Annotated in this window: 22 protein-coding genes; 7 read left to right on the forward strand and 15 right to left on the reverse strand. The window is 48.4% G+C overall.

Features of this window, described 5'->3' with window-relative positions; genetic code table 11:
- Positions 1–8: 8 nt before the first annotated feature.
- The 4 genes from V1498_RS21235 to V1498_RS21250 form a co-directional block, all read right to left on the reverse strand.
- Positions 9–1,139, reverse strand: coding sequence for an acyl-CoA dehydrogenase (locus V1498_RS21235; protein WP_409296123.1), 1,131 nt, complete (start codon positions 1,137–1,139; stop codon positions 9–11).
- A gap of 35 nt (positions 1,140–1,174) precedes the next feature.
- Positions 1,175–2,026, reverse strand: coding sequence for a 3-hydroxybutyryl-CoA dehydrogenase (locus tag V1498_RS21240; protein ID WP_409296125.1), 852 nt, complete (start codon positions 2,024–2,026; stop codon positions 1,175–1,177).
- A gap of 35 nt (positions 2,027–2,061) precedes the next feature.
- Complete coding sequence (locus V1498_RS21245; RefSeq protein WP_409290723.1) at positions 2,062–3,249, reverse strand: acetyl-CoA C-acetyltransferase; 1,188 nt, start codon at positions 3,247–3,249, stop codon at positions 2,062–2,064.
- Between the two features lie 275 nt (positions 3,250–3,524).
- On the reverse strand, positions 3,525–5,633 hold the full coding sequence (locus tag V1498_RS21250; protein ID WP_409296127.1) for a 4Fe-4S dicluster domain-containing protein: 2,109 nt from the start codon (positions 5,631–5,633) through the stop codon (positions 3,525–3,527).
- 194 nt (positions 5,634–5,827) lie between these two features.
- Here V1498_RS21250 and V1498_RS21255 point away from each other — a divergent pair, with 194 nt between their 5' ends.
- Positions 5,828–7,030 (forward strand): phospholipase D-like domain-containing protein, encoded by a 1,203-nt coding sequence (locus V1498_RS21255; protein ID WP_409296128.1) that lies wholly within the window; start codon positions 5,828–5,830, stop codon positions 7,028–7,030.
- Between the two features lie 580 nt (positions 7,031–7,610).
- A complete protein-coding gene (gene uvsE, locus V1498_RS21260; protein ID WP_409296130.1) occupies positions 7,611–8,564 on the forward strand; it encodes a UV DNA damage repair endonuclease UvsE in 954 nt (317 codons plus the stop codon).
- A 107-nt stretch (positions 8,565–8,671) separates the two neighbouring features.
- Here uvsE and argS read toward each other — a convergent pair whose 3' ends face one another.
- From argS to speE, 4 genes are all read right to left on the reverse strand, one after another.
- Complete coding sequence (gene argS, locus V1498_RS21265) at positions 8,672–10,345, reverse strand: arginine--tRNA ligase (protein WP_409296132.1); 1,674 nt, start codon at positions 10,343–10,345, stop codon at positions 8,672–8,674.
- 5 nt (positions 10,346–10,350) lie between these two features.
- Positions 10,351–10,797: a DUF1934 domain-containing protein gene (locus V1498_RS21270; RefSeq protein WP_409296134.1), complete on the reverse strand. Its 447-nt coding sequence runs from the start codon at positions 10,795–10,797 to the stop codon at positions 10,351–10,353.
- Positions 10,798–11,008: 211 nt separating this feature from the next.
- A complete protein-coding gene (gene speB / locus V1498_RS21275) occupies positions 11,009–11,884 on the reverse strand; it encodes an agmatinase (RefSeq protein WP_409296136.1) in 876 nt (291 codons plus the stop codon).
- 479 nt (positions 11,885–12,363) lie between these two features.
- Positions 12,364–13,191: a spermidine synthase gene (gene speE, locus V1498_RS21280; RefSeq protein ID WP_409296137.1), complete on the reverse strand. Its 828-nt coding sequence runs from the start codon at positions 13,189–13,191 to the stop codon at positions 12,364–12,366.
- Between the two features lie 528 nt (positions 13,192–13,719).
- Between speE and V1498_RS21285 the strand changes: the two genes are divergently transcribed.
- Positions 13,720–15,795: a transglycosylase domain-containing protein gene (locus V1498_RS21285; RefSeq protein ID WP_409296139.1), complete on the forward strand. Its 2,076-nt coding sequence runs from the start codon at positions 13,720–13,722 to the stop codon at positions 15,793–15,795.
- 114 nt (positions 15,796–15,909) lie between these two features.
- Here the strand turns inward: V1498_RS21285 and V1498_RS21290 are convergent, their stop codons facing one another.
- The gene (locus tag V1498_RS21290; RefSeq protein WP_409296141.1) at positions 15,910–16,422 is read right to left on the reverse strand and encodes a YwhD family protein; all 513 of its coding nucleotides are present in this window, start codon (positions 16,420–16,422) and stop codon (positions 15,910–15,912) included.
- 31 nt (positions 16,423–16,453) lie between these two features.
- Positions 16,454–17,107, reverse strand: coding sequence for a site-2 protease family protein (locus tag V1498_RS21295; protein ID WP_409299415.1), 654 nt, complete (start codon positions 17,105–17,107; stop codon positions 16,454–16,456).
- Positions 17,108–17,273: 166 nt separating this feature from the next.
- Here V1498_RS21295 and V1498_RS21300 point away from each other — a divergent pair, with 166 nt between their 5' ends.
- The gene (locus V1498_RS21300; RefSeq protein ID WP_409296142.1) at positions 17,274–17,459 is read left to right on the forward strand and encodes a 2-hydroxymuconate tautomerase; all 186 of its coding nucleotides are present in this window, start codon (positions 17,274–17,276) and stop codon (positions 17,457–17,459) included.
- Between the two features lie 24 nt (positions 17,460–17,483).
- On the opposite strand, the gene V1498_RS21305 is transcribed toward V1498_RS21300, so the two are convergent.
- The gene (locus V1498_RS21305; RefSeq protein WP_409296143.1) at positions 17,484–17,996 is read right to left on the reverse strand and encodes a YwgA family protein; all 513 of its coding nucleotides are present in this window, start codon (positions 17,994–17,996) and stop codon (positions 17,484–17,486) included.
- 54 nt (positions 17,997–18,050) lie between these two features.
- Positions 18,051–19,355, reverse strand: a complete 1,305-nt coding sequence (locus tag V1498_RS21310; RefSeq protein WP_409296145.1) for an HD domain-containing protein — start codon at positions 19,353–19,355, stop codon at positions 18,051–18,053.
- Between the two features lie 1,005 nt (positions 19,356–20,360).
- Between V1498_RS21310 and V1498_RS21315 the strand changes: the two genes are divergently transcribed.
- A complete protein-coding gene (locus V1498_RS21315) occupies positions 20,361–21,143 on the forward strand; it encodes an RsfA family transcriptional regulator (protein ID WP_409296147.1) in 783 nt (260 codons plus the stop codon).
- Between the two features lie 389 nt (positions 21,144–21,532).
- On the opposite strand, the gene V1498_RS21320 is transcribed toward V1498_RS21315, so the two are convergent.
- Positions 21,533–22,378, reverse strand: coding sequence for a biotin/lipoate A/B protein ligase family protein (locus V1498_RS21320; protein ID WP_409296149.1), 846 nt, complete (start codon positions 22,376–22,378; stop codon positions 21,533–21,535).
- A 103-nt stretch (positions 22,379–22,481) separates the two neighbouring features.
- On the reverse strand, positions 22,482–23,459 hold the full coding sequence (gene pta, locus V1498_RS21325; protein WP_409296151.1) for a phosphate acetyltransferase: 978 nt from the start codon (positions 23,457–23,459) through the stop codon (positions 22,482–22,484).
- Between the two features lie 320 nt (positions 23,460–23,779).
- Between pta and hemQ the strand changes: the two genes are divergently transcribed.
- Together hemQ and gerQ are read left to right on the forward strand one after the other, a co-directional pair.
- Positions 23,780–24,526 carry a hydrogen peroxide-dependent heme synthase gene (hemQ, locus tag V1498_RS21330; RefSeq protein WP_409296153.1) on the forward strand — a complete coding sequence of 249 codons (747 nt, stop codon included), beginning with the start codon at positions 23,780–23,782 and terminating at the stop codon, positions 24,524–24,526.
- A gap of 511 nt (positions 24,527–25,037) precedes the next feature.
- Positions 25,038–25,538 (forward strand): spore coat protein GerQ, encoded by a 501-nt coding sequence (gerQ, locus tag V1498_RS21335; protein ID WP_409296155.1) that lies wholly within the window; start codon positions 25,038–25,040, stop codon positions 25,536–25,538.
- A 42-nt stretch (positions 25,539–25,580) separates the two neighbouring features.
- Here the strand turns inward: gerQ and V1498_RS21340 are convergent, their stop codons facing one another.
- On the reverse strand, positions 25,581–25,952 hold the full coding sequence (locus V1498_RS21340) for a DUF423 domain-containing protein (RefSeq protein WP_409296157.1): 372 nt from the start codon (positions 25,950–25,952) through the stop codon (positions 25,581–25,583).
- Positions 25,953–25,968: the final 16 nt, after the last annotated feature.

Here is a 25,968-nt window from a genome sequence, read left to right on the forward strand (position 1 = left end):
GATGTGCTTTAAAGCTCTTTTCCGATGACCATTCTCTGTATTTCGCTTGTTCCTTCATAAATTTCCGTAATCTTGGCATCCCGGAAGTATCGCTCAACAGGATACTCTTCTGTATATCCATAGCCGCCATATACCTGGACGGCTTCGATGGCTGTATCGACGGCCGTCTTCGATGCAAACAGCTTTGCCATGGAGGCTTCCTTGCGGCATGGAATGCCTTCTGAACGAAGATGTGCTGCCCGGTAAAGAAGCATTTTGGATGCCTCTATATTCGTCGCCATTTCAGCAAGCTTAAAAGCCACACCCTGCTGGGCGGCAATCGGCCGGCCGAACTGCTCGCGCTCCTTCGCATAGGAGACGGCATGCCCGAAGGCACCCTCGGCAATACCAAGTGCCTGTGCAGCTATCCCGATCCTGCCTGCCTCAAGATTGGCCATGGCCACCTTCATGCCCGCGTCTTCCTCGCCGAGCAGCTGATCTTTACTGATTCTCATATCTTCAAAGGTCAGTGAAACCGTCCTGGATCCATGAAGTCCCATCTTGTGCTCATCCTTCCCGATGATTAAACCGGGAGTGTCTTTTTCCACAATAAAGGCCGAAATGCCCTTCGTCCCTTTTTCCGGACTTGTGGAAGCAAAGGTGATATAGGTATCCGCTTCGCCGCCATTTGTGATGAAGATCTTGGAGCCGTTCAGGATGTATGAATCGCCATCCTTCACGGCGCGCGTCTTCAAGCTTCCGGCATCAGATCCTGCCGATGACTCGGTCAGGGCAAAGGCGCCCAGGAATTCACCGGAGGCAAGCTTGGGGATGTATGTTTGTTTTTGTTCTTCTGTACCGAAGTAAAGGATGGGGTTCGTCCCGACCGATGTATGGACGGAGAGGATGACGCCTACTGTCGCACTTACTTTGGATAATTCATGAACGGCAATAATATAAGAAATATAATCCATTTCTGCCCCGCCATATTCCTCAGGGACGGGAATCCCCATCAGCCCGAGTCCGCCCATCTTCCGGATGATTTCCTTCGGGAATTCCCCCTGCTCCATCTTCGGGATGAATGGCTCAATCTCGGTGCGGGCAAAATCCCGGACCATTTTCCGCATCATTTCTTGTTCTTCTGTAAATCTAAAATTCATCGATGCTCCTCCTGGAGTTCATTTTTGCTGTCTGCTCAGCTGTAGCTGTAAAAGCCCCTGCCTGATTTGCGGCCAAGCCAGCCGGCTTTCACATATTTCCTCAGCAGCGGGCATGGGCGGTACTTATCATCGCCAAAGCCTTCATGGAGGGTCTCCATAATATAGAGGCATGTATCCAGGCCAATGAAGTCAGCAAGTGTAAGCGGGCCCATCGGATGATTCATCCCGAGCTTCATTACCTCATCAATTGCTTCCCTGGTGGCCACCCCTTCATACAGGGTGTAGATGGCTTCGTTGATCATCGGCATCAAGATCCGGTTTGAGACAAAGCCCGGGAAATCATTCACTTCCACCGGGACCTTTCCGAGCTTCCTGGCCATATCCTCGACAGCTGCATACACTTCCTCCGCAGTCGCAAGCCCCTTGATGATTTCTACAAGCTTCATCACGGGTACAGGGTTCATAAAATGCATGCCGATTACCTTTTCCGGCCTTTCCGTCGCCGCTGCTATCTCGGTAATAGGGAGGGATGAAGTGTTGGTTGCAAGGATGGTATGTTCAGAGCAGATTCTATCAAGCTCTGAAAAAAGCTCGGTCTTGATTTTCATATTCTCCACAGCCGCTTCAATTACGATGTCAGCGCGTCCTGCATTATCAAGCGAAGTCGAGCGTTCGATCCTGTTCAGCGCAGCTTCCATCTCTTCGGAAGAAAGTTTGCCTTTTGAGACCTGCCGCTCCATATTTTTAGAAATGGATGAAAAGCCGCGCTCCACGTACTCCTCTTTGAGATCATGCAGCAGGACGTCATAGCCGCCGGCTGCACATACATGAGCAATCCCAGATCCCATCTGGCCTGCCCCGATCACCATTACTGTTTTAATTTCCAATTTGATTTCCTCCTCGCCTTCGCCGCTTACCTGTCTTATTTCCCCGGCACTTCAACCATGATGGCATCGCCCTGGCCGCTGCCTGAACAGATGGCCGCTACACCGATTCCGCCTCCGCGGCGCTTCAGCTCATTGATTAGCGTGATAATGACCCTGCCGCCGCTTGCCCCGATTGGGTGGCCCAGAGCGACCGCTCCTCCGTTCACATTCACCTTCTCATGATCAAGACCGGCAATTTTGCTGCTTGCGAGGGAAACCGCTGCAAATGCTTCATTTATTTCAAACAGATCAATTTCATCTGCCGATTTCTTTGTTTTCTTCAAAATTTCATTGATGACCAATCCTGGAGTTTTCGGAAAATCCTTCGCCTCGACCGCAACCTCGGCGTGGCCGATGATGTACGCAAGCGGTGTTTTCCCTTCCTGACGGCAGCGATCCTCGCTCATTAGTACAAGTGCTGCCGCTCCATCATTGACGCCAGGGGCATTCCCTGCAGTGATCGTCCCGTCCGCTCCAAAGGCCGGCTTCAGCTTAGTGAGTGCCTCGATTGTAGAATCCTTCCTGGGAGACTCATCCTTCGATACGATGATCGGCCCGCCCTTACGCTGCGGCACTTCCACCGGAAGGATTTCTTCATCAAAAAGTCCATTTTCCATCGCATGGATGGCACGCTGATGGCTTCTTAGCGCCCACTTATCCTGATCCTCGCGTGAGATCTCAAGATCAACAGCCGTGCTGTTCCCGTACGTTCCCATATGTGCACCTGTAAAGCTGCAGCTCAGGCCGTCGTGGATCATCAGGTCCTTCATCGGCGCATCGCCCATCCGGAGACCCCATCTGGCTTTTGGAATGAAATAAGGAGCATTGCTCATGGATTCCATTCCGCCTGCCACAATCACTTCTTCATCGCCGGAGCGGATAATCTGGTCAGCCAATGTGACGCTCCTCATCCCTGAGGCACAGACCTTGTTGATGGTTTCAGTCTTGATGCTCCAGTCGAGACCTGCATGCCTTGCAGCCTGGCGCGAAGGCACCTGGCCCTGGCCTCCCTGGAGAACAGTCCCCATGATGACCTCATCCACTCCATCCGGAGAGATGCCTGCCCTCTCGATTGCTTCCTTGATTACCTTCCCGCCAAGCTCTGAAGCTGTAAATGTGCTGAGGCCGCCGCCGAATTTACCAAATGGAGTTCTCACTCCGCTCACGATAACTGTTCTGCCCATCTGTGTTCCTCCTCTATTTTCGGTATCGCCTTTTTTGCTTGCCGCTGCAGGGGTGACTGAACGCTCGCTCGGACTAAGGCGGCAAATATGAAAGCGCTTCATTTACATCTTAACTGATTTGGCTGTATATTCAAAATACTTTAGTGCCAGTTCTTTTGTTACTCTCCATTTTATCCAAAAAGAAAAGCCGCCTGGCAAAATGGATACTTTCATTTCTCAGGCGGCTTCAATACTCCAGGCTGTTTTCACATACCTTGCAGCTTATAAACAAAAGATCAGGCCACAGTCGCGGCTTCACCGATTATTGATTTTTCAAGCAGTTCGGCAACGTCATAGGTCTTGACGTCATCTTCCGCTTCCTTCGCTTTCGTTCCATCGGTGATCATGGTGAGGCAGTAAGGACAGCCTGAGCTGATTACGGATGGATTTACTGCAAGCGCCTGCTCCGTGCGCGATACGTTGATGCGGTGTCCGGTTTCCTCTTCCATCCACATCAGGCCGCCTCCGGCTCCACAGCACATGCCGTTTTCGCGGTTCCGCTCCATTTCCACAAGCTTGACTCCCGGTATGGCACGAAGGATATTCCGCGGTGCATCATACACTTCATTGTATCTGCCAAGATAGCAGGAATCATGGAAGGTGATGGTTTCATTGACTGGAATTTTCGGCACGAGCCTTCCTTCTTCAACCAGCTTGGCAAGAAGTTCGGTATGATGATAAACCTCAGCCTTCAGGCCAAAATCCGGATACTCATTTTTGAAAATATTGTATGCATGAGGATCAATGGTGACAATCTTCGTGACTTCATTTTTCTCAAATTCTTCAATATTCTTGGCGGCCAGCTCCTGGAAGAGGAATTCGTTCCCAAGCCTTCTTGGAGTATCACCCGAGTTCTTTTCCTTGTTGCCAAGAATCGCGAACTTAACGCCAGCTTCGTTCATCAATTTAGCAAATGACAGGGCGATTTTCTGGCTGCGGTTATCATAAGACCCCATGGATCCCACCCAGAAGAGATATTCGAATTCCCCGCCTGCCTTCTTCACTTCTTTAACAGTCGGAATCTCAACATCTTCGCGTACCTCGCGCCAGTCTTCACGCTCTTTTCGGTTCAATCCCCATGGATTGCCCTGGCGTTCGATATTGGTCATTGCCCTCTGTGCATCAGGATTCATTTTTCCTTCCGTCAGCACCAGATAGCGGCGCATATCAATAATCTTATCCACGTGCTCGTTCATGACCGGACACTGATCTTCACAATTGCGGCATGTCGTACATGCCCAGAGCTCTTCCTCTGTGATGACCTCCCCGACTAGTGCAGGGTTGTATTCCACTGCAGCTGCAGCTTCTTTCGCCCCCTGCCCTGCCGCGGCTAAGGCCAGCTGGTTTCCTTGTGTGTTCGCGAATGCAAGTGTCGGCACCCACGGCTGAAGTGAGGTGACGGCCGCTCCCTTGTTGGTCAGATGATCACGCATCTTGAGAATGATATCCATCGGCGAAAGCATTTTGCCAGTGCCTGTTGCCGGACACATATTCGTACAGCGCCCGCACTCCACACAGGCGTATAAATCAATAAGCTGCAGCTGGGTAAAGTCTTCGATTTTTCCCGCACCGAAGGTTTCCTGAGTTTCATCCTCGAAGTTCACGGCACGAAGCTTCCCAGGCGTCGTGGTCCGGTTAAAGTACGTATTTGCCGGTCCGGCGATCAAATGGGCGTGCTTTGACTGCGGCACATAAACAAGGAAGGACAAAAGGAATAATAGATGCACCCACCAGGAAATGTAGAACACCGTGATGGCACCCGTCTTGCCGATCCAGCCGAAGGCACCGGCAAACAGTGAGGCAGCCGGCTCGCTCCAGCCTGCCTCCTCCCCATGCCAGATAAGGGCCATTCCGTTCCCGAGCAGGACAGAGAGCATCAAACCGCCGATGAACAGGAGAACAAGCCCTGACTTGAAGCCTCTCTTAAGACGGACAAGCTTTTCTACATAGCGTCTGTAAAATGCCCAGACTACTGCCACAAGAATCATGAGGGTCACGATTTCCTGGAAGAAGGTAAATCCTTTGTATAGAGGTCCAAGCGGCAGATGCGCCCCTGGAACAAGGCCTTTAATGATGAAATCCACCGCTCCGAACTGGACGAGGATGAAGCCGTAGAAAAACATAACATGGATGATTCCGCTTTTCTTATCCTTCAAAAGCTTTTTCTGTCCGAATACATTCACCCATACCTTGTGGAGGCGCTCCTTGACATCACTGTCGAACTCCTCTTTCTTCCCGAGTTTGATATAGGCAATCCTGGTCTTGATCAAATAGACAAAAAGGCTGACTGCGTAAGCGGTTACAATTAAGAAGGCAATAAGATTGACCCAAAGTAATATGTTCAATGATGTTTCTCCTTTCTCTGAGACGACAGAAGAGTGTAATTTTTCAGAAATATCTTACCTCCATTATATAATGAATGAGCATTCAGTCAATCTTTTTCTATACATCTTTCTCTCCTATTCATCTCCCGGCTGCCTCATAGTTTTCAACAAATGGAGCAGACTATAGACAAAGAATGAAGAGGAGGAGAGCGTATTTGTATACTTTGTTAATAATCCTGCTTGTACTGGCTCTCCTCTGGCTGATCCTGCTCGCAGATTTCAAGCTTGGGAGGAAGTTCCATTTAAAGCGGACCCATCGGCGCGACTTCCCTTACCGATATAGCGACATCACCCTGTTCACCGATGGCATCACCCTGTTCGGGGATATGTTTGCCGAAATCAAGGCGGCCGAGCGTCACATCCATATTTTATTTTATATTGTGAAAGAGGACCATTTCAGCCGCGAATTCCTGGCCCTCCTGAAAGAAAAAGCACAGGCTGGCGTTGAGGTCCGCCTTCTCCTTGACTGGATGGGTAGCTTCGGATTGAAGAAAAAAACCATCAAAAGCCTGCGCGCTCACGGCATTCAGATCGCTTTCTGCCAGGTTCCGAAGCTGCCCTTCCTTTTCTACTCCTCACAGGAGCGCAATCACCGGAAGATTGCAGTAATTGATGGAAAAAAGGGTTACCTTGGGGGTTATAACATCGGCAAAGAATATATAAATGAAGATCCCAAACTATCCCCGTGGAGGGACTATCATTTGAAAATCTGGGGCGAGGGGGCCCTGGATCTGCAGGAGGAATTCCTCGAAGACTGGCTCGAAGCCACCGGCTGTGATTTTAGAAAGTCCACCCTGTACAAAAACGAGGTTCAGCGCGGCCGGTGCCGCCATCTCATCATTCCCTGCGAAGGAGTCCACCTCGAGGAGAGATACATAAAGCTGATCCGAATGGCAGAAGAAAAGATCATTATCGGAACTCCCTACTTCATCCCGGGCAAAAAGCTCGAAGGAGAGCTCTTGACTGCCTTGAAAAAAGGCATTAAGCTGACCATCATCGTCCCCGGAAACCCGGACCATGTGCTGGTAAAGGAAGCCTCTTATAAATATTTCCGGAAACTTGTACCTGAGGGTGCACAAGTGTATCAATTTCAGAAAGGCTTCTACCATCCCAAGGTCATCCTGATTGATAACCAGCTCGTCGATGTCGGCACCTCGAACTTTGATAAGCGCAGCCTGTTTTTGAACCATGAACTGAACTGCTATATCTTCGACAGGGACTGCATCAGGCAGATAGAAGAAGCCCTCGGGGAGGACCTCCGCCATTCCTGCCCTCTTGATATCGAGGCCATCTCTTCATTCAACCCATTCAGAACCGCAAAAGAATGGGTCGCCGCCTCCATTTCTCATTTTTTATAGGTTTTTCTATAAGAATGTTGTTTTATGAGGTGGCTGCTTGTTAAGCGAAGGTTTTTATGGAAGGAAAACGAGCGTGGCTCGTAAATCACTTTGTTACAAGTAGAGATGTTAGGTAATAAAGCCTATCTAAAGGATTTTATAATTTTTGTGAGCAGACTAAATGATCAACCAAAGTGACTTCCGCTTCAGGCGCGAGACTCCTGATCCGGCTGCGAACTGCGACCTTCGAGGCATAGGTCGCTGCTTTTCTAAAAGTTAATAGGTCTTATAAGCTTTCATTTTCATTCTGCACACATTTATTCAGTTTGAAAAGCACCGTTCTCCGCCTTTCTGGGAATAGCGGGACAGCTGAGACCCGCAGGCGAAGACGAGGAGGCTCAGCGCCCGCCCCCGCGCAGGTAGAGTGCCTGCAGCGGAAATCAACTTTCTCATCCAAAAACTACACTGTATGCATTAACTGCCTTTCTCACTGTGGTCAATGCGGCCGAGTTATGAATAACCCCCTTTAAAAATAAGGTAGTGTTTATACGGCCAGGGTTTGGGCTAAGTAAAAGTATCCACTACTGTAAAGGAGCAGCTCATGAAAATACGTTTCGGCTATGTATCGACCGCCTTGAACTTATGGGAGGCTTCCCCTTCAAGGACAATGACCTTTAAGCGCTTCGGACAACTGGGGGAGGAAGAGGCCCGCCTGAGGCTGCTGGAGCTTACGCTGCAAAACTTAAAAAACACAAAAAAAATTCTCCATTATAATATCGCCCATGACATAGAGGTATACCGGTTCTCAAGCTCCCTTGTACCCCTGGCGACGCATCCGGAGGTCATGTGGGACTATATCACTCCCTTTGAAAAGGAATGGGAGGAGATCGGCTCCATGGTCAGGGAGCACAGTCTCAGGGTCAGCTTCCATCCAAGCCAGTATACGCTCTTTACCAGCGCCAATGGGCAAATAACCGCCAATGCGATTAAGGATATGGAGTATCATTACAGAATGCTTGAGGCGATGGGAATCCAGCATCATTCAAACATCAATATCCATGTGGGCGGAGCTTACGGTGATAAGCCTGCCAGCATCGGGAGATTCCATGAAAACATCAAGCTTCTCCGGCCGGACATCAAGCGTGCAATGACCCTTGAGAATGATGATAAAACCTATACGGTGGATGAAACGCTGGATGTATGTGAAAAAGAGGATATCCCGATTGCCTTCGACTATCATCACCATATGGCCAATCCAGTCGACACCCCGCTTGAGAATATCCTGGCGAGGGTCTATAAGACCTGGGAAAGGACAGGCCGTTTGCCAAAGATCCATGTATCGTCCCCGAAGGATGAAAAGAACTACCGCCATCACGCTGATTATGTCGACCTGGAATTCATCATGCCGCTGGTCAAGATATTGAAAGAGATGGATGTGGATGCAGATTTCATGATCGAGGCCAAAACAAAGGATAAAGCCCTGCTCCAGCTTGTCGAGGATACAGCGAAGATCCGCGGTGTAAAGCGGTTGAGCGGTGCGAGTATCATGTGGTAGGCAGCTCATCTTACGCAAAAAAAGCCGATGAAGATTTTTTCTCTTCATCGGCTTTTTGGGTTCCCGGATGTACGCGCCATCCCGGAACCAGCATTATTTTTATTTTCTTACATCTTCTCTGGAGCTGAAACTCCAATCAAAGCCAGGGCATTCTTAATGGTGATCTGTACAGAACGGACGAGTGCGAGCCGCGCACGGCTCTTGTCCTCTTGTTCAGCATCAAGCACCTTTTCTGCATTATAGAAGCTGTGGAAAGCAGCCGCCAGTTCGTTGATGTAGTTCGTGATCCGGTGAGGAATCCTCTTTTCAGCTGCATCAGCAACAACCTGTGGGAAGTCGCCCACTTTTTTAAGCAAATCATATTCTTTTTCAGATGAAATGTGGCTGTATTGCAGGTTTCCGCCGGCATAGTCCAGGTTCATTTCCTTGCCCTGGCGCAGGATGCTGGCAATCCTTGCATGTGCATACTGGGCATAATACACCGGGTTTTCATTTGATTCTGAAACAGCAAGGTCAAGGTCAAAGTCCATATGTGTGTCGGCACTTCTCATGGCAAAGAAATAGCGTACCGCATCAAGGCCCACTTCCTCCATCAAATCCCTCATGGTGACAGCTTTGCCTGTACGTTTGCTCATTTTCATTTTCTCGCCGTTTTTAAACAGATGGACAAGCTGGATGATTTCGACTTCCAGCTGCTCACGGTCATAGCCGAGTGCTTCGATGGCTGCTTTCATCCTCGGGATGTAGCCATGATGATCAGCTCCCCAGATATTGATGATCTTCTCGAAGCCCCGCTCAAGCTTATCCCGGTGGTAGGCAAGGTCAGGTGTAAGATAGGTGAATGATCCATCCTGCTTAATCAGAACACGGTCTTTGTCATCTCCGAGATCAGTGGATCTGAACCAGACAGCCCCGTCCTGCTCATAGATGAAGCCTCTGTCCCTTAAGACCTGGAGGGCTTCGTCAATCTTGGAATTATGGTAAAGAGACGTTTCTGAATACCATACATCGAAGGAAACACGGAAGTTCTCAAGGTCTTTCTTCAGCTTGTTCAGTTCAATCTCCAAGCTGTACTGACGGAAGAAGTCAAACCGCTCCTCTGCACCTGCATGAACATAGCGGTCCCCGAATTCGCCGGCAAGCTTTTTGCCGATGCCGATGATGTCTTCCCCGTGATAAGCATCCTCAGGCATTGGGAAATCCTGGCCCAGTGCCTGGAAGTAGCGGGCTTCAACGGATTTTGCGAGATTATTGATCTGGTTTCCTGCATCATTAATATAATACTCGCGTGAAACATCATAGCCTGCCATAGCGAGGATATTGCATAACGAATCCCCTACTGCCGCACCCCTCGCATGGCCAAGGTGAAGATCGCCTGTCGGATTGGCTGAAACAAACTCAACCTGCACCTTCTGGTTCTGACCGAAGCCTGATTCCCCGTAAGCATCCCCTGCTTCAAGAACCGCTGGAATGATGTCGGTCAGGTATGAATTGTCCATATAAAAATTAATGAAGCCAGGACCGGCTAACTCAATCTTGTCAATGTTTGCTTTAGAAGCATCAAAATGTTCAATAATTGTTTCTGCTATCATCCGCGGTGCTTTTTTCGCGACTCTTGCCAGCTGCATGGCCATATTGGTGGAATAGTCCCCATGGGCCTTTTCTTTCGGCACTTCTAAAACCACATTTGGAATCTGCTCTGCTTCAGCCAAATTCCCTTTTATGACCGCCTCTTTGATTTCCTGTTTGATCTTCTCCTGCACCTGCTCTGCCACATTCATACCGTTCAGGCTTCCTCCTTATAGACAATGGACATCTGATACTCCCCTAAATCGCTTCCCTGCATGTTCAAATTATAATGCAGGCCGATCTTGCCTTGCTTTTGGGTATCATCCCATTCTCTTATCATCTTTTTTGTATCAGTCTGCATCTCAAGTCTGCCATATATACTTTCATAATAGCCAAGTGTGATCATGTTTTCCTGAAAAGTCTGCTTCATCTTCACTGAACCGCTTCTCATCAGCATCAATTCCGTATCAGTGAATTTCACGATTGTATTGATCCTGCCGTTCTCATCATTTTCTTCGTACTGTAAGTAATCGGCATTCGCCTTATTATGCAGTGTGCCAAATGTGACCAGGTCAAAGACCTCGGTGTCAGCCCCATTGGTTATGGAGGTGCTGACGGTCACTTTCACTCTAAGCTTTCCTGATTCTTCGTCTTGAAGCATCATATACACCACCTGTACTGAAATAACTCTATAAGTATAAGGATTCCGGCCGCAAGATTCAAGGGGGCGCGGCTGATTGTACTATATGCCAAAAAGAGGCTGTCCCAAACACAGGGACCTCCCCCTGACGGACGCGGGAGACTTAGGCTTACGTCTCCTCCTGCGTGATCAAAGGGATAATGGCCCGTTTTTTAGGACATCCTCTTCCTCAATTTTATTTCTGCACCCAGCCCAGCAGCATTTCTCTAATCAACTTGCTCGCTGTATTGGCGGTCTGCTCAGACACGTCATAAATGGGTGCTACCTCTACCAGGTCACAGCCGATTACATTCACATCAGATCCGGCGATGGCATGAATGGAGGCAAGCAGCTCTTTCGAAGTGATGCCGCCTGCATCGACCGTTCCTGTTCCTGGTGCATGTGCAGGGTCGAGCACATCGATATCGATCGTTACATAAACCGGCCTCCCGGCAAGGCTGGGAAGGATTTCCTTGAGCGGCTCAAGCACCTCGAACTTGGAAATATGCATGCCATATTTCTTCGCCCATTGGAATTCTTCCTTCATGCCGGAACGGATGCCAAAGGAATAAACGTTTTCCGGCCCGATATGCTCGGCAATTTTACGGATAGGCGTAGAGTGTGAAAGCGGCTCGCCTTCATATTCTTCACGCAGGTCGGTATGGGCATCCATGTGGATGATGGCAAGATCCGGATACTGCTTTGCTGCTGCCTTCATCACAGGCCAGGAAACAAGATGCTCTCCTCCCATACCAAGCGGGAATTTGCCTGCCGCAAAGAGCTTGCCGGCGAATTCCTCAATCATATCAATACTGCGCTGCGGATTGCCAAATGGAAGCGGAATATCGCCAGCATCGAAATATTTAACCTCATCCAATTCCTTATCCAGATACGCGCTGTACTCCTCAAGGCCGATAGAGACCTCGCGGATCCTTGCAGGGCCGAACCTTGACCCCGGGCGGTAGCTGACTGTCCAATCCATCGGCATGCCGTAAAGGACTGCCTCTGATTCCTCAAAATCCGGATGGCTCTTTATAAATACATTTCCTGAATATGCTTCATCAAATCGCAAGGGTGGATCACTCCTCTATTCTGTCTATAAAAATAATAGGGAGGCTCCTTTAGGGCTCCCCTGGTTATGTTAATTTGTGTTATTTATTTAAGCTTATTTCGAAAACTATGCTGCTGAAATGAGAAGGTTGATTGCAGCTCCAAGAAAGGCGGAGAACGGTGCTTTTCATACTAAATTAATGGATGCAGAATGAAGATGCAGAATTTATAAGACCCATTAACTACATGAAAAGCAGCGACCTGATAAAGAAGACTTGCTGATTGGCGAGCGTCAGCGAAGACAGAAGCCTAGTCGCGCTTATGCGTTAGCCAAGCATAAGGCGGGCAGGCTGTGGGAAGCGGTTTTCTTCCCATGGCCTGATCGACTTATGACTCGAAGGTCGCAGTTCGCAGCCGGATCAGGAGTCGCACTTTCCGCTCCAATCAACCTGACTTAGGGAATCAGATCGCCTCATAGAACAGATCATAAAATAATCTATCTTATTTAATCAGGTCCTGAACAAACTTCGGCAGGACGAAAGCTGCTTTATGAAGTTCTTTTGTGTAGTATTTTGTGTCGATTTCGTGGAAGCGCTCATCGCTGACTTCAAGCGGGTGATGCACTTTTGAACCGATGGTAAACGTCCATAGTCCGCTTGGATAAGTAGGGATGTTGGCTGTATACAGGCTTGTGATCGGGAAGATTTCCTTCACGTCCCTTTGTACTTCTGTGATCAGGTCTGCCTTGAACCAAGGATTGTCGGTCTGGGCGACAAAAATGCCGTCCTCCTTCAATGCTTTGGAAATACCGGCATAGAAGCCTTTTGTGAACAGATTGACAGCAGGGCCGACCGGCTCAGTGGAATCTACCATGATCACATCGAATTCGTTCTCGCTTTTTGCGATATGCATGAAGCCGTCATCCACACGCACGTCGACACGCGGATCTTCAAGCATGCCTGCAATTTCCGGAAGAAATTTCTTAGAGTACTCAATGACTTTTCCGTCAATGTCGACAAGCGTAGCTTTCTTGACGCTCGGATGCTTAAGTACTTCACGGATCACACCACCGTCCCCGCCGCCTACTACAAGCACATTCTCAGGATTTGGATGAGTGAACAATGGCACATGTGCCACCATTTCGTGGTAAACGAACTCATCTTTGACAGTGGTCATGACCATGTCATCAAGCAATAGCATATTGCCCCACTCTTCTGTTTCTACCATATCAAGCTTTTGGAATTCCGTTTGTTCTGTATGTAAAGTTTTGTTCACTTTCATCGTGATACCAAAATGATCTGTCTGCTTTTCAGTAAACCATAATCCCATATCTATATCATTCCTTTCATATATGTTTCCTGCCTTAGTCAGTATGCCCCGAATTTCCTCAGGCTCACCTTCAATTTCGCTGTTTTTATCAGCCAAAACTTTTGTGCAACAGAAAAAGTATAGAACAATCTAGCAAAAAAGCAATATTATTTTTTGTTTTTTTCTCTTCCATGTTTAAAACATGGTTAGTTTTTTCATACTACATACTAACAGTTTTTACTCTATTACCTCTAAATGTGCGTCCAAAACACGCAAGCTAATTTATAAGGCAAATCTCGTAAACAATGCGGCTCTTGGAAAAGGAGGGTTGATTTCCGCTTCAGGATGCTCGCTTTCCGCGGGGCGGGCGGTGAGCCTCCTCAGCTTCGCCTGCGGGGTCTCACCTGTCCCGCAGCTCCCGCAGGAGTCTCGCACCTGAAGCGGAAGTCACCTTGTTCAACTAGGATATCTCCTCACATAACTCGTAAAAGCAACATGACTTTAGGAATAAAACTATTAAAAAAATTTATTTTACAGGGCGGTGGTAAGATGGAAGCCATGACTGGCCAGCGTTTTAAGCAATCGATGAAAATTTTCAGGGCTGCAGCCATCCTGACCGGAGCTGGGCTTGCCGTCCTTTTTCTCATCTACTTAGCCATCCTTGGCTATGCGAAGCTTCTGGGCCCGCCTCCGCTTGCTGTCCCTAAATCTACGATTTTTTATGCGGCGGATGGCGGTGAAATCGGGGAGACCAATACAAATCAAAAAAGATACTGGGTCAAACTTTCTGATATTTCTCCTTATCTGGCAGAGGCAGCCATATCAGTCGAGGACCAGCATTTCTATGAACATGGCGGATTCGATCCAAAACGGATTGCCGGGGCAGTCCTTGCCGATGTGCGGGCCATGTCAAAGGTTCAGGGGGCAAGCACCATCACCCAGCAATATGCCCGGAACCTTTTCCTCCATCACGAGAAAACATGGAAGCGGAAGCTCGAGGAAGCCTTTTACACCATCCGGATTGAGATGAACTATTCCAAGGAGCAGATTCTTGAAGGGTATCTCAACACAATTTACTACGGGCATGGCTCATATGGCATACAGGCGGCCAGCAAATACTACTTTGGCAAAGATGCCAGGGACTTGACACTCGCTGAAGCATCTCTGCTCGCCGGCATACCAAAAGGCCCTTACCGCTACTCTCCTTATGTGTCACCCGAGAACGCGAAAAACAGGCAGCGGATCGTTCTCCGTGCCATGAGTAAAACGGGATATATCAAAAAAGAAGAGATTGCCGCCGCTTCTGCCAGGGAGCTTACGTTCAAGGATCAGCAGCAGGAAAAGCAGGAGCGTACAGCCCCGTATTTCCAGGATGCTGTGAAACAGGCCCTACGGACGCAGCTGAACCTGGATGAGCGAAGCATGGAGCTTGGCGGCTTTAGTGTATATACAACACTTGACCCCAGGCTGCAGGAGCTTGCTGAGGAAAGGTTCAACTCTGTCATTGCTTCAGATTCTGAAATCCAGGGCTCCCTGGTCTCCATGAATCCGAGGACAGGCGAGGTTAAGGCACTTGTCGGCGGCAGGGATTATGAAAAAAGCCCCTTCAACCGGGCGGTCCAGGCATCAAGGCAGCCTGGGTCGACGATGAAGCCGATTCTCTATTATGCGGCACTTGAGCAGGGGTTCACTCCATCGACAAAGCTCAGGAGTGAACTCACGACTTTCTCTTATGATGGAGGCAAGTCTTCTTACACACCGCATAATTACAATAATCAATATGCGGATAAAGACATCACACTCGCACAGGCACTCGCCCTGTCCGACAATGTTTACGCAGTCAAAACCCACCTTTTCCTAAAACCGAATTCCCTGATCGGCTCAGCGCGGCGGTTCGGGATTTCATCACCGCTGTCTGATGTGCCGTCGCTTGCCCTCGGCACATCAGGGGTGAAGCTTACGGAGATGGTGAATGCATACAGCCATTTTGCCAACGGCGGCAAAGAGGTGCGGCCGATCTTCATTAAAAAAGTTGTGAATCATGAGGGTGAGGTAATCTATGAGTACAAGCGTGAAAAGAAACAGGTGCTGGATGCAGACCTTGCCTTTGAGATGACAGCCCTGCTTACCGGTATGTTTGATTCAAAATTGAACGGCTACGCAGCCGTTACCGGCAGTACCATTGCCTCAAATCTTACCCGGCCATATGCCGGGAAATCAGGTTCCACGGAGTATGACAGCTGGATGGTCGGCTATACTCCCCAGCTTGTGACAGGAGTCTGGAGCGGTTATGATGACTCGCGCAAAATTCAGTCTTCCCTTGAAAAAGGGTATACGAAAAAAATATGGGCCGGGTTTATGGAAGATGCCCTGCGCGGCGAACCGGTCAAAAAATTCAGGCCGACGGAAGGCGTCATCGGCGTCTACATCAACCCTGAAAGCGGAAAACTTGCCACTAAGGGCTGCCCGGTCAAGCGCTTTACCTACTTCATCAAAGGAAGCGAACCGTCCGATTACTGCACAGAGCATCTGAAAGATGGGCCTGCCAAAGCAGACAAACCTCATCATAAAGAAAAGACACCCTGGTATAAGCGTCTTTGGGGACATTTGGACAGGGTACTATGAAAAACCCCGGAAATCATGATTTCCGGGGTTTTTCTGTCCTAGTTTTACAGCACACTTGCTGTAAATAATATTACTTCATTTTCTTAATATTCGACAAGTATAAATTTTACTGTTTTATTGGTCCAGAAGGCCTTGTTTTAGTTCATCGCTGGAATTATTCCACATGTCCTCGTTATGATTTTTCAGGAAGGCAGCGAGAACTTCCTTGGACGGGGCATCCATATGGCTGATGATGATGTGGCGCTTCATGGATTTATCCATGCGGTTCACATGCTCAGGAAGAGATTTATAGCCGCGGCGGATGGAACGGTCCACGGTCAATTCACAGGCGGTGACACCTGCATAGAAAGCGCCCTCCGGCTTGCGTTCAACCGTAACCCAGATGAGCCAGTAAGGCTTTCCATTCGGCACATCTGCTTTATTCGGAAGGAATTTAATCCCTTTTTCCACGGCGCTCCTTGCATGCATAGCCCCAATGTCGATGAAGGCTTCGCGTTCTTCTACATCGATGAATACCGGGGATACGTTCTCGAGACTCAATGCTCCGGTTCCGTATCCGCCGTGACCGTCTGTAGGGTCATTTTTTATAATATTGAATCCTAATTTTTTCTTCGGTTTTTCTTCCAAACCTTTCACCTTCTTTTACTATAATGATCACTTAAAAGAACAGGGCTGAAAAGATACCGTCCAGTCCGCTGTACACGGCAGGTATCACAGTATTGAAAATCGGATCAATTGTATATCTCGACAGCGGCGTCAGGACCAGGATGATGAAAATAATCGATCCATATGCCTCAAATTGGGTCATCTTCGCCCGGATGCCGGATGGCGCCAGGTCCTCAATGATCCGGTAGCCGTCGAGCGGCGGCAGCGGGATGAGATTAAAAACGAACAGCAGGACATTCAATTCGATCAGGGTTGAAATGAAATTAGTCACATATTCATTCTCTTGAATTCCGGCACTGACCAGGCCATAGTACACAGCAAAGCCAATGGCGGCAATCAGGAGATTTGAGAGCGGGCCGGCAAGCGATACCAGTATGCCTGCAATCCGCGGGTTCTTGAAATAGTTCCTGTTGACCGGGACCGGCCTTGCCCAGCCGAACCCTGCCACAAGCAGGAGGATCGTCCCGAGCGGATCTAGATGGACAGCTGGATTCAAAGTCAGTCTTCCCTGTTTTTGAGCTGTCGGATCGCCGAATTTGTATGCTGTATAGGCATGGGCAAATTCATGAAGGGTAAAGGCAATGACCAGCGTGATGATGATGTACGGCAGTTCCTCCAAAGGAAACCGCAATATGCTTTCGAATATTTCCACCTATGTGTATCCCCCAATTTTTCTTTTGTTATTATCCCTAGTATACAGGAATCCGGGTCTCCAGTTCAAAGGGCCAATCCCCCGCCGCGCTTCCCAGCTTGATTTTATCGTAAAAATGTGGAAAACTACACTCATGTTATATGAGGAGGAGGGGAAATTCATGCCCTATATAACGGTAAAAATGCTTGAAGGCCGCTCTGAAGACCAAAAGAAGGCCCTAGTGGAAAAGGTTACGGACGCGGTCAGCGAGACGACTGGCGCTTCAAAGGAAAAGATTGTGGTTTTCATCGAAGAAATGCCAAAGAATCATTACGCAGTGGCCGGCAAGAGGCTGAGCGACCAGTAATCATGCAAAAAGCTAAGCGGTCCATTATTGGAGCTTAGCTTTTTCTTGTAATTTAGCAATGTATTGATAAGCTTCTTCAATTTCTTCAACTGTGTATTTCTGTTTGCTTTTGAGTGTCTGAATCTTTTCGGAGACTTCTTCCTTCGTCAGCTCATAGAAATAAAGAACCGTAGAGACGAGTTCCAGGAAGCGGGAATTCTGTTCGTTCATATCAAGCAGGCAGGGCTTAAGTGCCGGATGCTCCTGCATTTCATAGTGCTTCAGGAAATCCTCGCCGGACGGTGTAAGGGTGTAGCAGTACTGATAATAGCCGTTCTTTTTTTCATTGCTTTCATTCAGGTAGCCGAGATTGCACAGCTCCTCCACCCTTAGGGTCAGTTCTTCTGAATAGGGCCCGTAAAAGTGGAAGTGAAACTTTTCATGAAAGGGGAAGGAAATCTTCTTGGCGATATAAATCATCTTCTGAAGCTTCTTCCTCCCTGAAATCTCGCCGGCTGTAGATATGGCCTGTATTATTTTTGCATGATCATTAAACAAGGTCTCCACTCCTCTAAGAAGTCCCATTCATCTTGTCAGAGCCGCCAGGCACGCTCATTCAAGGTCAAGGAGCTCCCTGATCTGTCTTTTTATTTTCCGCTTGCCGGTTTCATCCTGCAGGATGTCTGCCGGAAAGTACAGCTTATGGTCTGTCCGCCTTTTCCCGGAAATCGCATCGACAATTTCGGATTCCCTGGAAAGCTCGCGGATCTCCCCGTTGTTTTTCATCAAATGGATCGGAAGTCTTTCCTCCTCCTCACCCGGTCGGTAAAAGTCGTATGGAAGATCAGAGGAAGAGTCTACTACAAGATAATATTCCGGGTCAATGCCCGCTTTATGGAAAAGTCTGTTAAGCTCAAGCAGCTTGCTCATCTGCTCATTGGAGGGATGGAACTCGACATATTTGAAGAGCTTCCTGTTCACAAACCGTATGCAGAGATCCCTTAGAATTGGATCTGATTCCTCCTGCCAGAGCTGAAAATAATAAAGCATCACGGATTCATCGAGTTTAAGATAATCTTCCAGGGTGATGTTCCCCTCGAACAGGGAATAAAAATGGATCGGCTCCAATTTAAAGGTGTAATTCTTTTCAGACAAATGCTTTGCCCTGTGCAGGATCTTTGTCAGGATCACTTCGGCACTCCGGGTTACAGGGTGGAAATATACCTGCCAGTACATCTGGTACCGGCTCATGATATAATCCTCGACTGCATGCATGCCGCTGTGCTTGATGACAACCTGGTCTTCCTTCGGCCGCATCACTCTGAGTATGCGCTCCATGTCAAAATGTCCGTAGCTCACGCCTGTAAAATAAGCATCCCGCTGCAGATAATCCATGCGGTCGGCATCGATCTGGCTTGAAATCAAGCTTACGACCAATTTATTGTTATACGTCTTCGCGATAACATCCGCCACTTTCTTAGGAAAATCTGCTCCCACTTTTCTAAGGACTCCGTTGATCTCTGTGTTCCCAAGGATGATTTTCTGGGTGAATTCCTCATGATCCAGATCAAATACTTTCTCAAATGAGTGTGAAAAAGGCCCATGTCCCAGGTCATGAAGCAGGGCAGCACAGAGCGACAGAAGCCTTTCTGACTCATTCCATTCAGGACGGCCGTCAAATACGTCATCCACGATCCGCCTGATGATTTCATAAACGCCAAGAGAATGATTCAGGCGGCTGTGCTCGGCGCCATGGAAAACCAGGAAGGTCGTCCCAAGCTGGCGTATACGCCTGAGGCGCTGGAATTCCTTTGTGCCGACCAGATCCCAGATCACTCTGTCTTTGATATGTATATAACGGTGTACAGGGTCTTTAAAGACCTTTTCCTCGTACATTTTTTCTTCGGAATATCCCATGGACCGCCCTCATTTTCATAATCTCTCGTGTTATATATTATAGCCTGCCGCCATGAAAAATCCTACCTCAATCCCTGCGAAAAACAGAAAAAATTGGCGGAATTTTTCCTTTTTTGCCGATCTTGCCCGAATGGCAGCGAATATAGATTATTGCTTTATAATCTTATATTTTCCCTGCGGCGTCCTCCTTTTAAACTTCGGTGGATATATATTCGCTATACCCTCTTTTTAAGTGTTTAGCTGCTTTCTTCCCTTTTACTGCCATGGGAGGGTGGGAAATCACCCTGTTTAATAAGCCATTCAGCTCATAGAACTCCAGGAAGCAAAGTTTTCCAAGGAATTCTTTAAAAAAGGCTGTTTCCATACATTGTGACTATTGAAAAAGAACGTTGATTTCCGCTGCAGGCACTCGCGGACTTAGGGGCGGGCGGTGAGCCTCCTCGGCTTTGCCTGCGGGGTCTCACCTGTCCCGCTGCTCCCTGAAAGGCGGAGAACGGTGCTTTTCAGACTAATTAAATGGCTGCACAATGAAGACAAATATCTTATTGAACCCATTAACTAACTTGAAAAGCAGCGACCTGATAAAGAAGACTTGCTGATTGGCGAGCGTAAGCGTAGACAGAAGCTTAGTCGCACTTATGCGAAAGCCTTGCATAAGGCGAGCGGGCCGTGGGAAGCGATCTTCTTCCCATGGACTGTTTGACTTATGACTCGAAGGTCGCAGTTGGGAGCTGGAGCAGGAGTCTCGCGCCTTACGCTCCAATCAACTTTGTTAAACAAATAAATTTCCTCACATAGCTCATTAAAAGCAACAATCCTTTAGAAAAGAGCCATAGAAAAAAACCAAAGTTTAAAACTATTATCCTTTCAAGCTGTATAAAAACGGATGATCCTGACAAGACTGTTTGTTAAGAAAGCATGTCTGGGAAGGCGGTCTGCAGGGGCAGGCAGGTTTCCTCTGACATCATGCTAATATATCCATCTAGCAGGAAAGGGAGTAATAGGATGAAAGTTCGACAAGATGCTTGGACCGAGGAAAATGATCTGCTGCTTGCAGAAACCGTTCTGCGCCATGTAAGGGAAGGCAGCACCCAGCTGAATGCATTTGAAGAGATTGGGGATAAACTGAACAGGACTTCTGCTGCATGCGGTTTCCGCTGGAATGCCGTTGTGCGCCATAATTATGAAAAAGCCCTGCAGCTTGCCAAAAAGCAGCGGAAGCAGCGGAACCGCATCCTCGGCAAAGATCAGGGAGGCAAGAAAAAGCTGCTCTACAGCCCGCCGGTTCCAACCCTGGATGAAATTACTGAGACCATTCCGCTTCAGGAACTGCAAACCCCTGAACAGCCCCTTTTGGAAGCGGCAGAAGTACATGAAGTGGAAGCAATCGTTGAGACGTATAACGAATTGTCCAAGGAGCAGTTTCCGGCATTTACCGCACAGGCGGTACAACCTGTAGCTCAAATGTCCCCAAAGGAAGGGCTGACCATGGACAGTGTCATTCAATACCTGCATTCCCTGGGCACAAATCAGCTTCAAAATCATGTGCTAAAGTCAGAAAACGAGCGGCTTAAACTTGAAATAAGAGACTTGAAGCAGCACAGCGAAGAACTGCAGAAGCGCATCCATGACCTTGAAGAGAATTCCGGCATGATGCAGGAAGACTATGAAACCCTGATGAAGATCATGAACCGGGCCAGAAAGCTCGTTGTACTGGATGAAGACGAGCGCCCGGCTACCAAGTTTAAAATGGACCGCAACGGCAATTTAGAAAAAGTCGCTGAATAAAACGAGAGAGAGATTCGCAGCCTGACATTCTCAGGAGGAAAAGCGGGAAGCGGTGTCTGCTAAATTAAATAATATTCAATGCACAATTAATCACTCTAATAAAGCAGACTTGCTGATTAGCGAGCGCAAGCGTTGACAGAAGCCTAGTCGCACTTATGCGAAAGCCTTGCATAAGACGTGCCGGTTATGAGAAGTGCTCTTTCATCCCATAGCCGGCTTGGCTTATGACTCGAGGGTCTCGAAAGCCTTGGAGCTGGATCAGGAGTCCAGCACCTTCCGCTACAATCAACCTGCTTAACCAGCCGATTATCTTCTCGGGACTCATTTAGAACAATCTATTAGAAAACAGCCGCCGGCATGGATATCCCTTGCCGGCGGCTGTTTTTTGTTTATAATTGAATCCCGAACTTTTCATTGCGCTCGACCATCCTGGCGAGATGGCTTTCATACAGCTCCATCTCCACCGGCCCGAGGCCTTCCGCATAGATATGGCCGCTGTGTGCCTTTAAGGCCTGCAGGAAGCGGAGCATCACATCCTGGACGGTAAGCTCGATATGCAGCAGTTCGGAAAGGGAAGCCATTACTTCCGGCTGTATGTCCGGAACATCGAATTTCGTCTCGCGGCCGCCCTTCCCTATTCTATAGAACTCTTTGATCAGACCGGCACGCCCGCTCCCAGAACCATTCACACCAAGATAAATCTGCACAGCGACTCCATTTCGGATCCTCCTCTGGGAGATGCCGGCAAACTTTTTTCCGCCGATGCTGAGATCATAGCTTCCAGGACAGTAGGAACCTGATATTTCCCGCGCTTCTATGCCTCCTGCCGCTTCTAAGAACATTTTCCGGACCAGCTCGACCATCGTGTCATAGCCGCGGTTTATATCAATCTTTTTCCGGTCTGTTTCAGGGAATACCAGGGACAAATTCAGGACTCCCTCATCGAGGACTACGGCAAGCCCCCCGGAATTCCGGACAATATATTTGTATCCCTGCTCATCCAGATACCTTAAGCCTTCCGCAAAATGGGGCAGCCTTGTATCCTGAATTCCGAGAACAATGGTGGAATGATGCACCCAGGAACGTGCAGCAGCCGGGGAGGCACCGGCTCCTGTGCTCTGGCAAAGCGTATCATCCATGGCAAAGGATTGTACTGCTTCAAAATGGGGACCGAGAGAGGATTGGTCAATGATCCTCCAGCTGTCCTGATTTAAAAGGGAAATTTCCACTGACACCTTGCAAAACTCCTTACGAATAATATAGCTCCATTATAGCATATGGGTTTGCCGTCAAAAAAAAGGGCTGTTCCAGAAGGAACAGCCCTTTTACCTAATGAACTCAGCGGTGAAGCGTCTGAGCTGCTGTAATGATCGCCAGTTTGTAGACATCTTCCTCGCTGCAGCCGCGGGAAAGGTCATTCACCGGACGGTTCAATCCTTGAAGGATAGGGCCGACCGCCTCAAATCCGCCGAGGCGCTGTGCAATCTTGTAGCCAATGTTTCCAGCCTCAAGGCTCGGGAATACAAATACGTTTGCATTGCCCTGGAGCGGGGAGTCCGGAGCTTTTTTAGCCGCTACAGATGGGACGAAGGCCGCATCGAATTGGAATTCACCGTCAATGTTAAGAAGCGGATCGATCAGCTTGGCAGCTGAGACCGCATCTGAGACTTTCTGTGTTTCAGGAGACACAGCAGAACCTTTTGTCGAGAAGCTCAGCATGGCCACACGCGGCTCGATATCGAACATAGCGGCAGTGCGTGCACTTTCGATTGCGATCTCCGCAAGATCCTGGCTGTCCGGGGCGATATTGATGGCACAGTCTGCAAAAACATACTTTTCATCTTCCCGCACCATGATGAACACACCGGAAGTCTTCTTCACGCCTTCCTTAGTCTTGATGATCTGAAGGGCTGGACGCACTGTATCAGCAGTTGAATGAGCCGCACCGCTCACAAGTCCGTCTGCTTTATTGGTATGCACAAGCATTGTGCCAAAATAGTTCTCATCAAGCAGCATGGTCCTTGCCTGCTCTTCTGTTGCCTTCCCTTTTCTCCGTTCAACAAAGGATGCAACCAATTCATCCATCATGATGAAGTTTTCCGGATCATAGATTTCTGCCCGCTCTACTGAAACGCCCAGTTCCTTTGCTTTATTCTGTATCTTTTCAATGTTCCCGATCAGGATGGGAGTAAGGACGCCGTCCTCGGCAAGCCTTCCAGCCGCAGCCAGTACCCGCTCATCCAAACCTTCTGGAAATACAATTTTAATATTGTGGCCGCTGATTCTTTCTTTTAATCCTGTAAATAAGTCGCTCATGCTTTCATTCCCTCTTTTCGGATTGATTCTTGTTTAGGATACTCCTATCTATAAAAAATATCTAATCAACAAAATGGAAAAACCGCTTACACTGCAAATGTTTTTATTTTCAGATTTCTCACGGTTTATACTCTATCTTGATTACCTATTTTCAGGCTGATAAACCTCGTCTCCTTTGCACAATACTAGGAAGGGGAAATTTTTGTTACATAATTGTGTCTATTAAAGATCTGCCCTCATGCCTTACAGCTGTCCGATATGAAAAATGTATCCGCTCTATGCTATAGTAGGACATATAGAAATGTAAATTGGAGTGATAAATGATGAGTGAAGCAGCAGAAACGCTGGATGGCTGGTATTGTTTACACGATTTCCGTTCAATAGATTGGACAACCTGGAAGATGCTCCCGGAAGACGAGCGTGCTGAAGCGACAGCGGAGTTCCTCGGGTTAGTAGAAAAGTGGAATAAGACAGCCGAACAAAAAGAAGGAAGTCATGCTCTTTATACAATTGTCGGCCAGAAGGCTGATTTTATGATGATGCTGCTCCGCCCGACGATGGAAGAGCTGAATGCGATCGAAACTGAATTCAATAAGTCCAAGCTTGCTGAATTCCTGGTGCCGGCCCATTCCTATGTATCGGTCGTTGAGCTGAGCAATTATCTGGCTTCCGGCGAGAATCCATATGAGAACCCTCATGTGCGTGCCCGCCTCTACCCTGAACTGCCAAAAGCAAAATATGTCTGCTTCTATCCAATGGACAAGCGCCGCCAGGGCAATGACAACTGGTACATGCTTTCCATGGAAGACCGGCGTGCACTCATGCGCTCGCACGGCATGATCGGCCGCGGCTATGCAGGCAAAGTCAAGCAGATCATCACAGGCTCAGTAGGCTTTGATGATTATGAGTGGGGAGTTACCCTCTTCTCAGAAGATGTACTTCAATTCAAGAAGCTTGTCTATGAAATGCGTTTTGATGAAGTAAGCGCACGCTATGGCGAATTTGGCTCCTTCTTCGTCGGCAATCTGCTAACAGAAGAAAGCTTCCCGGAGTTTTTGCGCGTTTAATGAAATAACCTGAGACTGAAGATAACCCGAATAAGATCGGGGTTGCCTTCAGTCTTTTTCTGTGGAAAAGGGGCGGAGCTGCATGAATCATAAAGCTTCCTGCAGCCAGGTGTTAACATCATTTATCTTGCTGGCATTCGTAGTGTGCCTTACTCCGCTCCACCGCCTTATTGTGCTTGTTCCTGCTCTTGTCCAAGTTCCTTTCCAATCATGGTTGCGAGGAGAAAATCATGTTTGTTTTCTGTTGGTAAAAGAAGATGGATTTTTCGCTCCAGGCGCTCGAGCATACCTGTTTTTCCAGCCTTTCTCTCAGCTGCCTGCTGCTTTTATAGCAATGATCAGGCGGACACATGGTTTCCTGCACTGCATATGTTTTTCCACTCCGAGTCATAAACCCGGTCTTTGGGCCATACAAATAAATAGCAGGAACTAAGCATGTTCATCCGTCTATCAGCCCGGTAAAAATGGGTTGGATAAAAAGCTTAACACTGCATTATTTGGAGGGATTCGTATGATAAGACAGAGCCAAAACCAGTATTACTCTCCCCCGTACAATCCATATGGACAACAGCAGGGGGGTGTTCCTTTTCAGCAGCAGCAAATGCCAGGGGGGCAGCAGCCGATGGTTACGTATCAGCCGCCCGGGATGGGCGGTGGGCCGGGGGGCGGTCCTGGTACCTTCAGCGGGGGCCAGGGCGGGATTCCAAGCGGGGGCGGAGGACTGCCTGTAGAGCAGTCTTATGTTGAAAACATTTTAAGGCTGAATCTCGGGAAGCTTGCAACGGTTTACGCTACCTTTGAGAATAACCGCGAATGGAATGCCAAGGTGTTTAAGGGAATCATTGAGGCGGCCGGAAGGGATCATTTGATTCTCAGCGATCCCCAGACCGGGATGCGCTACCTGATTTTGATGGTGTATGTGGACTATGTGACCTTCGATGAAGAAATTGAGTACTCCTATCCGTTCGGCAGCGGCCAGGGAGCCGGATTATCCACGGTTCCTCCGCGCTAGGACATTTAAAAAACCACCGGAGCCTTCCGGTGGTTTTCCATTTTACAAATATTTATAGACGCCGATGATGATCAGCAGCCAGGCAGCAAGAAAAGCCAGCCCGCCAAGCGGTGTAATCGCACCAAGCACCCTGATGCCGGTAACACTCAGTACATACAAGCTGCCTGAGAAGAGAACGATCCCGAGTATCATCAGCCAGCCTGACCAGTTCAGGAGGCTTCCAGCTTTCAGCTGTCCGGCAAGCAGCCCGACAACCAATAGGCCGGCTGCATGGAACATATGATAGTGGACGCCTGTCTTCCAGGTTTCCAGGTATTTAGCAGAAATCCTGCCTTCCAGCCCGTGTGCTCCAAACGCACCCAATGCCACCGCAAGGAATGCATTGATTGCACCTGCGATTAAAAAAACCTTCATTCAAACTTCCCCCTGT

It is taken from the genome of Paraperibacillus marinus (assembly GCF_046237605.1).
In the GTDB taxonomy this organism is placed as follows: Bacteria; Bacillota; Bacilli; order Bacillales; family DSM-1321; genus Paraperibacillus; species Paraperibacillus marinus.